The organism is Actinoallomurus iriomotensis, from assembly GCF_030269445.1.
Taxonomy (GTDB): domain Bacteria; phylum Actinomycetota; class Actinomycetes; order Streptosporangiales; family Streptosporangiaceae; genus Actinoallomurus; species Actinoallomurus iriomotensis.
In genome coordinates this window covers 532024-545547 of record NZ_BSTJ01000005.1, presented here as the reverse complement: position 1 = coordinate 545547, position 13524 = coordinate 532024, and the positions used below count along the sequence as shown (strand labels likewise).

Genomic DNA, 13524 nt, shown 5'->3' with positions numbered 1-13524 from the left:
CGCGGTCGATGCGTCGCACGCGCTTCGCCGTGGGGACCTCCTGCACGAAGGCGCCGTGGACGTGCTCGACGCGCACCAGACCCTCGTTGACGAGAACGGCGATCGCTCCCGCGTCCGGAGGCATCGATCGTCTGGCCGCCGTTGATATCGCCATGGGGGAGCCGCCGTGGCCGACCCTGTCGTGGGCATCGTCTCGAGCGGGCCGCGAAAGCGACCGCCGTCGAAGCCGTCGTCAGAGCCTCGCCATGGCCGCGGCCCACCTGTACTCTCCGCCCGGCGGGTCCCACAATGGGCACCGTGGTGGCACGCGAGGAGCTGGGGGTCGCCGCGGGAGAGGACGCTGGAACCCGAGGGTTCAACGACGTCGCGCTGGCCGTGTTCGTGGTGGTGCTGCCCGTCGCCGCGGTCGGGGCGACGGTCTCCCTACGGTGGACGGCGCTGGTGGCGTGGCCGGCGGCCGCCGGGGTCGTGGCCCTCGCGCTGCGGCGGGAGCGGGACCGGCGTGCGCAGGTGGCCTGGATGGAGGGCACCGTCCTGGTCGTCCAGGATTCAGGAGGCGTCCGACGGTGTGACCTCGCCGCGGCGCGTGAGGTCGACCTGACGCACACGGCGGGTCTCCGGGGGGACCGGTCGTTCCGGGTGCTCGTCGCCCGGAACGAGGCGCGCGGGCCGGCGGTCCGTTTGGTCCTAAGGGACCGGCGCGGGCGGCCGCTGGGCGCTCAGGACCTCAGGCTGCTCGCGGCGGCGCTGGACGCGTCGCGCGTCGGCGGCGCGGTGGCTCGTGCCCTCCGCGAGATGGCCGAGTACGGCCGGGAGCGAACGTCGTCGGAACGCGTGGACTGGACTCACCGCACCGGCCGCTGACCGCCCTCACATGCCGTGTCGGCGTGCCACCGAACGCAGCGTCCCGCTCGACGCGCCCCATTTCACCAGCGCCGCGGCGGCGTCGCCGGAGCCCGCCGACAGCGCGGTCAGCAGGTCGATGGCCCACGTGAACTCCTGGCCGCGCTGCCGAGCGTGTTCCCCGGCCTCACGTGCCGCCCGGACCAGCGCACGGTCGGCCGCCGGCCGGCCTACCGAGGAGCCGGTGGCGCGCGGCAGCCGGGCGATCGCCGCCATCGCGTCGGCGCGGATGGCGTCCGGATCCGCGCCGACGGTGACCAGGTCCGTGCCGATCGCGGGGTCCCCCAGAAGTTCGAGCAGCAGGTGGACCGCGGTGACCTCCGGATGGCCCTCGGCGGTGGCGTGCCGGACGGCGCCCTCCAGCGCCCGCCGGGCCGCGTCGGTGAACCGGAACTTCGTGTCGCCGGCGGCCGTCGAACGTACCTCTTCCCGGGGAGCGGCGGAGCGTGCCCGCAACTCGCGTGCCCGGCGCGTCTCCGGGGCGTCCGGCCCGAACACCCGCTCGATGACCGGGAGCGCCTGGGCGAGCTCGCGATCGGCTCCGTCCTGGTCGCCGGTACGGACGAGCAGGCAGGCGACCGCCCACCGGGCGTCGAGCACGCGCCGGTCGTCCACGCCGAAGATCCGTTCCAGGTCGGGCACCGTGCGGCGGAACGTCTCCAGGGCCTCGGCGTACCGGCCCGCGTCGTCCATCACGTGGGCGCCGTTGGTCCGGGCGGCCACCGCCTCGGCGTGCTCGGCGCCGAGGCAGCGTTCGAACCGGGGGAGCAGGGCCAGGTACATCTCCGCGCCCGCGGCCGGGTCGCCGGCCCGCGCGGTCATGGCGGCCAGCCGCTCGCGGCAGCGGAGCGTGTCGGGATGGTCCCTCCCGACCGCGGCCTCGAAGTCCGCGACGAGCTCGGCCAGTGCCGCGGCGGTACGGGCCGGGTCGGCGTCGTCGGCGAGGATCGCGCGGAACCGGTCGTTCAGGGCCGAGGTCGGAGCCGGGTCGGCCAGCCGGTGCCGCAGCTCGGCGAGGCTGCGGCGAGCGTTCACGGTGAGGAAGTGGTCGGCGCCGAAGGCCTCCTCCACGTTGGGCATGATCTGGCCCAGGATCTGGACGGCCTCCGCGGCGTCGCCGGCCCGGGCGGTGGTGCTCGACAGGTTGATCGACGCCAGCAGCACGTCCATGCCGCCGTGCGTCGCCCGCGCGTCGGCCTCGGCGAGGTCGGGGATGAGCTCGCGGTACAGCCGGGCGCCCTCCGCCGGGTCGTCCTGGCCGGTCGCGAAGGCCAGTGCCGCGCGGGCGTTGAGAGTGGTGCCGTGCCGCGCGCCCAGCGCCCGGCGCATGTCGGCGACCACCGGCCGGAGCGCCTCCGCCTTCTCCGCCGGCCGTTCCCGGCAGCCCGCCAGTGCCTGACGCGCCCGCAGGGTCACCTCGTCGTCCTCGCCGACCACCCGCCGCAGGGCGGGCAGGAGGTCCTCATACAGCCGGGCCTTCTCTCCGGTGTCGGCCGTGAACCACGCGAGCCGCTCACGCGCGCGTACGGTGACGCCGTCGCCGGGGCCGAGTGCGCCGTTCAGGTCGGCGACCACGTCGCCGAGCAGTTCGACGGCCTCCGCCGCGTCCCCCGCCTTGCCGACGCAGTCGGCCAGATCCCGGCGGGCGATGAGCGTACGCCGGTCGCCGGGGCCGAGCGCCCGCTCCAGATCGGCCACGAGCGGGCGGTAGAGCTCGGCGGCGGCGACCGGGTCGCCCATGCGGTCGGTCCAGCCGGCGTGCATCAGCCGCATGTCCAGCGTCCTGGGGTCGTCGGGCCCCAGGAACCGCGCGTACGACTCCGCCTGCTCGCCCGCGAGCCGTACGGCGCCCGGCCAGTCGTCCAGCTCGCGCAGGCAGTCGGCGAGCCCGAGCCGCGCGTGCGCGGTCAGCGCGTGGTCGGGGCCGACCTCGTCGAGCAGGTCGGAGATCAGCGCGCGGAACAGCTCCGCGGCGCGTTCGCGCTCCCCGGATCTCTGGACGAGCCCGGCGTCGCCGAGGCGGTGTTCGAGCCGCTCGAGCCGCCGGTCGTCGGCGGCCTGGCCCGCCGGCCGCCACACCTCTTTCGCGTCGAACGCCTTCCGTACCTCGACGTGATCGGTGCCGAGGACCCGGCGCATCTGCGGGATGACCTCGTCGAACAGCCGGATCGCCGCGACCGGGTCGCCGGCGTGGCCGACCCAGTCCGCCCGCCGCGCCCGGCCGTTGAGCGTCACCGGATCGTCGGCGCCGAGCACGCGTTCCAGCGCCGGGAGAAGCTCCTCGTACAGCCGCGCCGCGGTTCGCGCGTCGCCCGCCTGCCCGGTCTGCTCGGCCAGGTCGCGGCGTGCGATCAGTGCGCCCCTGTCGTCCGGCCCCACGACGGCCTCGATGTCCGGGACGAGCCGGGCGTACAGGTCACGAGCCCGCTCCGGGTCGCCGGCGGCCGCGGTCCATCCCGCCTGCCGGCGCCGGGCGTCCAGCGCCTGCGGATGATCCTCGCCGAGCATTCGTTCCAGATCGGGCACGGCGTCGGCGTACGCGGCCACGGCCGCCGCCGGGTCGTCCCGGCCGTCCGCGCGGGCCAGCTCGGTGAGGACGTCGTCCAGGGACGCGAGCCGGGACGCCGCGGCGGGCCCGCCTCGCTTACCGGCGATGAGGTCGTCCAGCAAGTCCCGTACGGTCGCGGCGTCGGCCGGGCGGTCGGCGGGCCGCTTGGCGAGGAGGGCGAGGATGAGCCGGTCGAGGCCGACGGGGACGTCCGGGCGGCGCAGGCGCGGGGCGATCGCCTCGCCGTTGACGTGGCCCTCCAGCACGGAATAGATCGGACCGGTGCCGAAGGGGGGTTCGCCGACGACCAGCTCGTACAGCACGCAGCCGAGGGCGTACAGGTCGGTGCGCCCGTCCACGGGCTCGGCCCGGATCTGCTCCGGCGCCATGTACGGGCAGCTGCCGATGACGACGCCGGTCGTGGTCATCCGGGTGTGGTCGCCGGCGTCCGCGGTCAGGGCGGCGATGCCGAAGTCGAGCACCTTGACCGTGTCGTCCGGCCCGGCGTGCAGGTTGGCCGGCTTGATGTCCCGGTGCACGATGCCGGCCGAATGCGCCGCGGCCAGTGCCTCGCTGACCTGCCGGCACCATCGGAGCACCCGGCCGATCTCCGGCCGTCCCTCCCGCAGGACGTCGGCGAGGGTACGGCCCGTCAGCATCTCCATGACCACGAAGATCGGGTCTCGGCCGAAGTCGTACAGGGTCACGATGTGCGGATGGCCGGACAGCATCGCCGTCACCTTGGCCTCGCGCTCGAACCGTGCGAGGCCGGCCGGTGAGTCCGGTCCGTCCCCGCCCTTGATCAGCTTCAGCGCGACCGTACGGCCCAGGCGTTCGTCGCGCGCCCGCCACACCTCGCCCATGCCGCCCGCGCCGAGCTTGGCCTCCAGGCGATAGCGGCCCGCGACCGTGCGCTCGTCGGCGTCCCGGCGGCGTCGGCTCATCGGCATCGTGCCTCCCCTCACAGGAAAAGATGCACCAAACGGCCGCCGAGTTGGTGGTTCACGGTGATTCGGGCCCTTCGACGTGTGGCTCCCGCGGGGGCGTGACCTGAACGATCGTCGCGGTGCCGGCCACCGGCCTTCCCTCGTGCATGGTGATCAGCGCACCTCGTTCGAGGTGGCTCCAGGCGGCCGGGCTGAGAGGTGCGAGCCGGATCACGCCGCGCCCGCCCGGTGGGATCTCCGGTGCGCGCTCGACCCAGACCCGCGCGATGCGCAGTCCGGTGTCGGGAGCGCCGACGGCCCACATCGGACGCAGCTGTCCCGCACCGGGGATCGGCAGGCGACGGCCACCGGCGGCCTCGGGCGGGACGAGCCGCAGCTCGGCGCGGATGACGCCGTGGCGGACCTCCCGGCCGCGCCACCGGCACCAGGCCGCGTCCCGGTGCATCCACAGGAGTTCGGCGGCCCGTTCGAGCAGGTGCCAGAACGCGACGGTCTGCCACGGAGAGTCCGGGAGGTCCACGAGGAGCTCGAGAGCGGAGTCCCACTCGGCGCGGTGCAGGCACGCGCGAACGTCGTCGGGGGAGAACCCGGCGTCGCTCCGCACGTCGCCTGGGACGACTTCGCACGCGCGAGCGAGAAGCTCAGGAACGTCCACACCCGGATTATCCGTCGTGGCCGTGTCCTCCGCGGCCTCGTCCTCGCGGCTTCGGCCTCACGGGCTCCGTCGGGCCCGGCGTCGGCGGACGGCGAGCATGAGCACCAGCAGCGCGGCCGAGACGATGCCGGCGAGGACGAGAGTGAGCGGCATCGTGGACAGGCGGGTGAGCGAGGCGAGCCGCCCGGAGGCACCCGGCCTCTCCGCGAGGAGAAGAGTGCCGGTCGTGGTGCGGGTGACGCGGCCGCTGCGGAGGGTGAGGCGGTAGTTCCAGCGCCCGTCCGGCACGTCGGGCCCCAGCGGAACGGTGACGGGCCCGCGGTCGCCGGGGGCCAGGGTCGTGCCACGGGTGATGGTGAAGGGACCGGCGCTGAGGTTGCTGGGACCGGTCAGCCACAGCCGGCCCTCCAGGTCGATGGCGCGCTGGCCGGTGTTGGCGACGGTGGCGGTCAGCGTGCGGTGACCGTCGGGAGTGGTCTGGGCCCGCAGCGGGCCGACTTGGAAGTCCGAGGGTGGTTCGGCGCCCGGCCCCACGTGCAGGTACACGCGGGTGCCGACCTGGTTGACCAGGGTGACGTTGCCGTGGGGCCCGGCCTTCTCGGAGGACACCTGCGCCCAGATGACGGCGTACCGTTCGCCGGGCTGCGCCCAGGCCGGCACGGTGAACCTGGCCGCCAGCGGCGCGCCGGCGTGCGCCGGGACGGTGAGGGCGGTGTGGTCGAGGTGGATCCAGGAGGTCAGCTCGTTGCCGGGGGCGGCGGGCGGGGGGAAGCCGAACCGGTGCTTCCTGATCGTGGCGGCGCCGGCGTACAGCCGAAGGCGCTGGGGCCTGTCCGAGGTGTTGTAGACGCGCAGGCTCCGGGTGAAGGTGGTTCCGGGGTTGACATGGTCATCGATGAACAGTCGTGCGCGCGGGTCGTCCAGCCGGCTGGCCGGGATCCCCGTCAGACCGATCGCGATGGAGTTCGGGACGTCCGGGGGCGGCGCGGCGTCGGCTCGCGCCTGGACCGGAGCCGGCCCGGTCCAGGCGTACGCGGTCAGCATGGCGGCGACCGCGCGAGCGCGCCACGGTGCGGGCGTATCAGGCAACTTGGTGGCTGACCGTGCCGGTGTAGGTGCCGGCCACCGCCTGCGTGGGAACGTTGACGATCAGCGTGGGGTTCCAGGTGGCGGAGTTGTCGCCGGACCCGGTGGTCTTGCTGAACGCGGTCCGGGGCTGATCCAGCGTGACGGCCGCCGCGGCGTTGGCCTGTCCGGGAACGAACGTGCCGGTGCCGGTGGTGGCGGTGGCCGGGCCGGACCAGTACTGCACGCTGCTGCTGGGGATGGTCTCGGCGCCGGTACCGCCGCCGGTGGTGAAGTTGCTCGCCGACACCGTGGAGGTCCAGGTGGCCGTCAGCGAGGCACGCTGGTCGGAGACCGTGACCAGGCCGAGCTGCCCGGTGATCTGGTTACCGGGCGTGTTACCGCCGAGGTTGACCGGCCCATCGGGCACGGTGATCGTCAACGAGTCCGGTGCCGTCACCGCGAACGTCACCGTGGTCGGGCAGGTGGTCGAGGCGGGGCAGGTACCGGCCCGCGCGTGTGAGGCCGGTGCTACCAGCACGGCGGAGGTGATGGCGGCAACGCCCGCTAGGGCGGTGCCGAGACGGCGTGTTCCGGACAACGTGGCCATTCCCTTCGATGCACGCCCCGCCCCATGACGTCGGGCTGATGCAGGCGATCAGATCTTGCTCAGCGATCATCGCGCCGAAACCGTCCGTGACACCGGCCGGTCAGTTTTGCCCGCTGCTTGATCACTGCTTGGTCGGTGAGGAATACCGAAGTGCGCCGATCGGCGGCGGATGCGAATGATGATGTGTCCCGCCGGAATGGCGGGGTTGCCCAGTTGATGGAACAGGATTGATTTCCGGATAATTCAGCACCGGACCAATCCGGAATGCCGTCCGAACCGGCTCGGGAGCCCGCCGTGAATGATGCGGGTTCCGTGCCCGATGATGTCTTTGTTCGCGATTTACCGCCGGGAGGTGTGGCCGGCTGGCATGGCCCGATCCGGAGATCTACGCTGTACCGGCCTGTGAGACGGCCGACGCGACGGTCAGGAGACGGATCGGTGAAGCTGATGAGCCAGTGCGACCGGGCCGGCCTGGTGCTGGCGGTGGTCGCTCTTGCCGTCACGTCGGGCACTCCGGCGGCTCGGGCCACACCCGGCGGCCACGCACCATGGCGAATGTCCCCGGTGAGCGTCTCGTGCCCGCCGGACGCACCGCGGCACGCCGCGTCCGCCGGTCCGATGAGACCGGGCCGGGCGACGGCCCCGGCTTCGCCCGGTCTCCCGGTGCCCTCGCTGCTCGCTTCCCCATCGCCGGATCCGGCGGATGAGCCCACCACGCGGAAGCGGCCGGACCCGTCCCCTTCGGAAGACGCCACGCGCGACAGGGGAGTCACCCCTGCCGCCTCAGCGGGCCGGAACGGGCGCGCGATCTTGAGCGGGCGGCCACGACGCGCCCGTCGCGGGTCGCCGGTCGATCCCGGGGACCGCGTCCGGCCTGCCGCGTTCGTCGCCGTCCCACGCGGTGAGCGACGCGGGTCGCGGACGGTCCGCTCATCGTGTGCGGCCGGCGACGCCCGGGCGTCTCGCCGGCCGATGACCGCGGCACGGGCGTCCGTGCTGACGATCACCGTGCCCGACACCGCCAATCTGGGCAGCGGCCCCCTGGGCGGCACGATCAGCGCGTCGATGGGCACGGTGACCGTGAGCGACGGCCGCCCCGGCGTCGCCGGCTGGACGGCGACGGTCTCGGCCACCAACTTCACCACCGGCAGGGGCACCTCCGCCGAGACGATCGCCAAGAGCGCCGTGGCCTACTGGTCCGGCCCGGTCACCGCCTTCTCCGGCGCCGGCACCCGCACCGCCGGCGAGCCCACCGCGGCCCAGCGCGTCTCCCTGTCGGGAACGGTGACCGCCTTCACCGCCGGGAAGGCGGCGGGGGTCACCTCCACCAGTTGGGCCCCGACGCTGGTCGTCACGGTCCCGGGCTCGGCCGTCGCCGGCACCTACACCGGCACCATCACCCACGCCGTCGCCTGAAAATGAGTCGTGATAATTGACGGACCGATAACCGGCCGCGAGCATATCTTCCCGCGCTGTTGGAGATGTCTGGACCGCCGGCCCTGAAGCGTACTCGCGATGGTGTCCGGGAACGGCCGCCAAGCGTCACGCCGGGACCAACAGGGAAATCCGGCGATCTCGACCTTCAAGCCCCGAAATGTCGCCTGGCCGCCCGTCTGCTCACTTCATTCTTCGGTGGAAGGGACGTCATGCGTCACAGATTCACGTCATTTCGATTCCTATGCGCGTTCACCGCGCTCGTCCTCGCGGTGAACGCGTCCGTGTGCGCGGCGTCCACCGAACCGCATCCCGACCGGACGCGTCCGTGGGTGAAGCTGTGCCTCAGCCTCAAACGGACGCCGCGTCACCGCGCCATCCGCTGCCACTTCCCGTCCGCCGCACCGGCGGCCCGGATGAGGCGAACCCCGACGATCAGCGAGCTGTCCATCCCCACCAGCCCGTCGTCACCCGTCGGCATCACGCTCGGCCCCGAAGGCGACCTGTGGTTCGCCGAGAACTACGCCAACAAGATCGGGCGTGTCACCCTGGCCGGAGTGTTCACCGAGTACTCCGTACCCACCGCCGACTCCCAGCCCGCCCACCTGACCACCGGACCCGACGGCGCCGTGTGGTTCACCGAGGCCAACGCGGGCAAGATCGGCCGGATCACCGGCACCGGCGCCTTCACCGAGTACGCCCTCCCGGGCGCGGGCGCCTATCCCTGGGACATCACCGCCGGCCCCGACGGCAACCTGTGGTTCACCGACCTCACCGGCAACGACGTCGGCAAGATCACGACCTCCGGGACGATCACCGAGTACACCGTGCCGTCGTCGGGCGCCTACCCCATGCGCATCACCACCGGCCCGGACGGCGACCTCTGGTTCACCGAGGCGCTCACCGGCGGCGTCGCCAAGGTCACGACGTCGGGGTCCGTGACCGAATACACCGTGCCCAGCAGCGGAGCCATGCCCATCGGGATCACGGCCGGCCCCGACGGCAAGCTCTGGTACACCGACGGAGCCGGAAAGATCGGGTCCGTCACCACCAGCGGAACCTTCACCGAATACCCGCTGTCGGACCCCAACAGTTTCCCCTGGGGCATCACCACCGGCCCGGACGACAACCTCTGGTTCGTCGAACAGGTCGCCGGCAATCTCGCGAGCAGCACCACATCCGGCACCGTCAACGAGTACGCCCTGCCCAACACGCTGGCCGGGCCGTTCGACATCACCGTCGCCCAGGACGACAACCTCTGGTTCACGGAGGACTACGTCGACAAGATCGCCAAGGCCGCCCTCTGACCCGGGCCCCGGCGCCCTGCCGCGGATGCGCGGACCGCGCATCCGCGGCAGGCACGATGGGCGCTAACTCCACGTCATGTCGAGCTGGTGCTCGAACGCGGGGTAGCCGGCGCGAGCGAACGCCTTCGCCATGGGTGTGTTCCCCACATCCGTCGACGCCCGGATCCGGTCCACGCCCTGCGCGGCCAGGACCCGGGTGCCCTCCCCGAGGATCTCGTCGACGTACCCTCGACCGCGATGCGCGGGGCGTACACCGATGTAAGCGATGACCGGGTTGTATCCGTTGTGCGCGGGGACGACGAACCCCACCGGATCGCCGTCCGGCAGCGTCGCGATCCGCCACCACTCCCGCGGGCTCCGATAGCGGGCCAGTTCGTCCTCGTAGTGCGCCTCGGCCGCCGCGCGGGCCGGCATGCGGGTCAGGTCGGCTCGGCCGTGGGCGTCGAGCGTGCCGTCCAGCACCTCGGTCATCAGGCCGATGAGCTCCTCGGTGTCGCCGACGGGGCGGAAGGCGAGCCGCCCGCCCGGCTCGGGGACGGGGCCACCGCGTCGCCATTCCATCCGCAGGCGTTCGACGAGCGGCCGGGCGCCCAGGCCCTCGGCGACGGACCTGCGTTCTTCGGCGGCCCGGCGCGGACCGGGCGACTCGCGCCAGTCCGGCGGGACGAAGCGGATGTACTCCGGGATCGGGGCGCCCGGCGGGACGACCTCGGCCATCGCCGTCCTCAGCAGACGGGCGCCGGCGTCGAGCCGGTCCGGCGCGTCGTCATCGAGGTCGAAGACGTCGAGGAGGAGCGGCGTGTCCTGGTGCGGCCGGCTCCACCAGGCGGCCCGCGCGATGAGACGGTCGCCGCGCAGGGCCATCCACATCCACGAGGGGCGGCGTCGCCCCTCGGCGAGGTCGGCCGCGAGCTTGTCGTTCGTCTGGTACGGGAGCCGGGTGAAGAGCGGGAGTTCGTCGGGCCCGCTGAGCGGGCGGAGGGTCAGGTCGTTCCGTTCTACGGTCAAGGCACTCTCCGGTGGAGGCGTGCGCCCGTCCGTGCCGGGATCAGTGGTGGTCCACGTCCCGGGAGGGGCGGAGCGCGGTGATCATGGGATGCATCGGCCTGCCCTCCTCTCGTACGTCACAGGCCTCGCGTGAGGCCGGGACGCCAGTCCTACAGTCGTCCGGAGCCTGCCGGCAAACCCTTTTCTCCGGAAGACGGACTCCGGTGGCCGCCGCCGGGGTCAGCCGAACCTGACATTCGCCAGAGCGGTGCGGGCGGCGCGTTCGACCGCACGCGCGGCGTCCGGCGCGGGGGCGGTGGAGATGAGGCGGACGGTGACGATCACGTTGGCCCGGCGGGCGATCAGGTCGACCGTGGTCAGGCCGATCCCGCCGGTGCCGTCGATGATCTCCCGTGCCTCGTCGGCGAGACCGCTCACCGGCGTGGCGTGCCGGTCCGGGCGACGGGCCCCGGCCACCGTACGGCGGAAGCCGTCATGCGCCGTCGCGCCGGCGCTCCTGAACGGGCCCTTGTGGGTCAGCCCCAGGCCGACCGAGAAGGTCCCGACCACGCCGCTTCTCCAGGTGCAGCCCTCCTGCCGGGCGACGGAGCCGAGCAGGAGCAGGTCGGCGTCGGGCGTACGGTCGCCGGGCGGCAGCAGCACCCGGGCGGTCGAGGCGAACATGGAGCAGAGGCCGGGCAGCCGCCCCGCCTCGTGACGCCACGGCCACGACGGATCGTTCCAAGGCGCCTCCATCGCGGTCAGCAGCACGAGGCACGCGACCCACACGGCACCGCCGGCGGCGACGGCGCCCAGCCGCGGACGCGCGGCGCCCACGGGTCGGCCGCTGCGCCGGGACAGCTCGGCCACGGCCGCGTCGAAGACCGGATCGGCGCGGTACCGGAACCGCGCGGGCGCGAACAACACCCGTGGCCGGTCGGTGATGACCTGCACCTTCTCCAGCAGGAGCCCCCGGCGGAGCTCGACGCCGGTCATCTCCGCCCACGGGATCGGCGGGCCGGCCGTGCTGTGCGGCCAGCGCGCCTGCAGGTCCGCGGCGGTGAGGGACAACCGGCTGCGCGCCAGGACGGCCGGGTAGACGGCCAGCGCGGCGCCCGTCGTGACCGCCATCACCATCGCGGGGGAGTAGGCGAGGAACGCCGCCCAGAGGCACACCGCCGTGGCGGTCACCGCGAGTGCGCTCCACACCGTGCACCAGCACCGGAACCGGCGCGAGGAAGCCAGAATCACCGAAGCCACGGACCTGTCTGGGAAAGTTAACCGCCGGTCGAACTTTGTCATATTCCCTGTCATTTCGCCCGTAAGGTCGACAGTCGGTGAGTCGCGCGTCTCCGGACCGCCCCCAGGTCATCCGCCGGCCCTCGCTACGATCGCGGACGACATGAGCGAATCGACGACCACACGCGCACGAGCCCTCCTTCCGGCGATGGAGGGCTCGTGAGCGCTCCCGGTGAGACGCCGGCCCAGGTGGGCTACGCGACGCGGCCCGCACCCGGCGCCGTCAACGAGGACTACGTGGTGGCCGGTCCGGGCTGGGCGGTCGTGCTCGACGGCGCCACCGCGCCCGCCGGCGTCGACAGCGGCTGCGCGCACGACGTCGCCTGGCTGGTGCACCGGCTCGCGGCGGCGCTGAGCGCCCGGCTGGCGGCCGGGTCCGACGGCGGCCTCCCCGACGTCCTGGCCGACGCGATCAAGGACGTCTGCGCCGCGCACGGTGACACCTGCGACCTGGCCAACCCCGACAGCCCCTCCTCGACGGTCGCGATCGCCCGCTGGGACCGCGGCGAGCTGGAGTGCCTCGTGCTCGCCGACTCGCCCGTCGTCGTGCGGCGCACGGACGGCTCGGTCGTCGTCGTGGAGGACGACCGTCTCACCCGGCTCCCGGGCGGCCCGCCGTACACGCTGGAGACCGTCCGGACCCACCGCAACCGGCCGGGCGGCTTCTGGGTGGCCAGTACCAGCCGCGCCGCCGCGTACGAGGCGGTCACCGCGACGTTCCCCTGGGCGGAGGTCGAGATGTTCGCGCTGCTCAGTGACGGCGTCACGCGGCTGGTCGAACGCTTCGGCGGCACGTGGCCCGACCTGCTGCGGGAGCTGCGGAGCGCCGGACCCGGCCGGGTGATCGACCTCGTACGGGCGGCCGAGCTCGCCGCGCCGGCCACGCGTGGCAAACCGCACGACGACGCCACCGCCGTGGTCGTGACGCGTGGCTGAACCGGGCCCCGCAGGGAGCCTCGGCGCGCTCGGCCTGGCGCGTGACCCCATCGGCGACCCGCTGGTCTACCCGGGACGGCCGCCGGCGGAGTCCGGGCTGCTGGCCGGCGACCGCTTCCTCGCGCTGCGGGAGGAACCCGGGGCGCCGCCGGGAAGCCGGCGCCTCCCCGGTGGGGAGACCCTCGACGACGCGCTCCGCGACGCGGGCGGGTCACGGTTCGCGGACCGGCACCCCGTCCTGGCGGTCGGGTCCAACGGCTCGCCCGCCCAGGTGCACCGCAAGCTCGCGGGACGGGCGCCGATCCTGGTGCCGATGACGTACGCCGAGGTGACCGGTCTCGTGCCCGGCGTGTCCGCACACGTGAGCCGGCCCGGATACGTCCCGGCGGCCCCAGTGCTCGTGCCGGGCGCCACCGCGCGGCTCATCGTCCTGTGGCTCGACGACGACCAGCTCGCCGTCGTGGACGCGACCGAGCCGAACTACCACCGCCTCCGCACACCGGCCGCCGTGCGCGTGTCCCTGGACGGCGTGCCGGTCGGCTGCGGCCTGTACGCCGGGCGCCACGGCTGCCTCACCGACCGCGAGGGCCGGCCGTTCCGCCTGACCTCGCAGGCCGCGCTGCTGACGGTGCTGCTCGCCGACCTGCCCGGGCTCGGCCGGCTCGCCGGCACCCGCGACTCCGCGGAGTTCGCCGCGCGGGTCCGCAGCGATCCGGCGCTGCGAGAGGAGATCCGGCTGCTGTGGCGCCGGGAGAACCGGGTGCTCCGGCAGTCCGAGCTCACGCCTGACGGCCCCTGTCTCTGACGCGCGGAACCGTATTCACCAGCGAAGC

11 protein-coding genes are annotated in these 13524 nt (G+C 73.6%); 5 read left to right on the top strand and 6 right to left on the bottom strand.

The window, feature by feature from the left end; all coding sequences use genetic code 11:
- The first annotated feature begins 297 nt into the window (after positions 1-297).
- Positions 298-864 (top strand): hypothetical protein, encoded by a 567-nt coding sequence (locus QSK37_RS23405; RefSeq protein WP_285583365.1) that lies wholly within the window; start codon positions 298-300, stop codon positions 862-864.
- A gap of 6 nt (positions 865-870) precedes the next feature.
- Here QSK37_RS23405 and QSK37_RS23400 read toward each other — a convergent pair whose 3' ends face one another.
- The 4 genes from QSK37_RS23400 to QSK37_RS23385 are packed head-to-tail and all read right to left on the bottom strand — an operon-like array spanning position 871 to position 6659.
- Positions 871-4401 carry a protein kinase domain-containing protein gene (locus QSK37_RS23400; RefSeq protein ID WP_285624819.1) on the bottom strand — a complete coding sequence of 1177 codons (3531 nt, stop codon included), beginning with the start codon at positions 4399-4401 and terminating at the stop codon, positions 871-873.
- A 52-nt stretch (positions 4402-4453) separates the two neighbouring features.
- Positions 4454-5053: a hypothetical protein gene (locus tag QSK37_RS23395; RefSeq protein WP_285624815.1), complete on the bottom strand. Its 600-nt coding sequence runs from the start codon at positions 5051-5053 to the stop codon at positions 4454-4456.
- 57 nt (positions 5054-5110) lie between these two features.
- Positions 5111-6097, bottom strand: coding sequence for a COG1361 family protein (locus QSK37_RS23390; RefSeq protein WP_285624813.1), 987 nt, complete (start codon positions 6095-6097; stop codon positions 5111-5113).
- Between the two features lie 37 nt (positions 6098-6134).
- The gene (locus QSK37_RS23385; RefSeq protein ID WP_285624811.1) at positions 6135-6659 is read right to left on the bottom strand and encodes a hypothetical protein; all 525 of its coding nucleotides are present in this window, start codon (positions 6657-6659) and stop codon (positions 6135-6137) included.
- Between the two features lie 1041 nt (positions 6660-7700).
- Between QSK37_RS23385 and QSK37_RS23380 the strand changes: the two genes are divergently transcribed.
- On the top strand, positions 7701-8144 hold the full coding sequence (locus QSK37_RS23380; RefSeq protein ID WP_285624809.1) for a hypothetical protein: 444 nt from the start codon (positions 7701-7703) through the stop codon (positions 8142-8144).
- Positions 8145-8374: 230 nt separating this feature from the next.
- Positions 8375-9469 (top strand): Vgb family protein, encoded by a 1095-nt coding sequence (locus QSK37_RS23375; protein WP_285624806.1) that lies wholly within the window; start codon positions 8375-8377, stop codon positions 9467-9469.
- Between the two features lie 63 nt (positions 9470-9532).
- Here QSK37_RS23375 and QSK37_RS23370 read toward each other — a convergent pair whose 3' ends face one another.
- Both QSK37_RS23370 and QSK37_RS23365 read right to left on the bottom strand, forming a co-directional pair.
- Positions 9533-10477, bottom strand: coding sequence for a GNAT family N-acetyltransferase (locus tag QSK37_RS23370; RefSeq protein WP_285624803.1), 945 nt, complete (start codon positions 10475-10477; stop codon positions 9533-9535).
- A 219-nt stretch (positions 10478-10696) separates the two neighbouring features.
- On the bottom strand, positions 10697-11647 hold the full coding sequence (locus QSK37_RS23365) for a hypothetical protein (RefSeq protein ID WP_285624801.1): 951 nt from the start codon (positions 11645-11647) through the stop codon (positions 10697-10699).
- A gap of 267 nt (positions 11648-11914) precedes the next feature.
- Between QSK37_RS23365 and QSK37_RS23360 the strand changes: the two genes are divergently transcribed.
- Positions 11915-12691 carry a protein phosphatase 2C domain-containing protein gene (locus tag QSK37_RS23360; RefSeq protein WP_285624799.1) on the top strand — a complete coding sequence of 259 codons (777 nt, stop codon included), beginning with the start codon at positions 11915-11917 and terminating at the stop codon, positions 12689-12691.
- Positions 12684-13496, top strand: coding sequence for a hypothetical protein (locus tag QSK37_RS23355; RefSeq protein WP_285624796.1), 813 nt, complete (start codon positions 12684-12686; stop codon positions 13494-13496). The genes QSK37_RS23360 and QSK37_RS23355 overlap by 8 nt, the downstream gene beginning before the upstream one ends.
- The last annotated feature ends 28 nt before the right edge of the window (positions 13497-13524 follow it).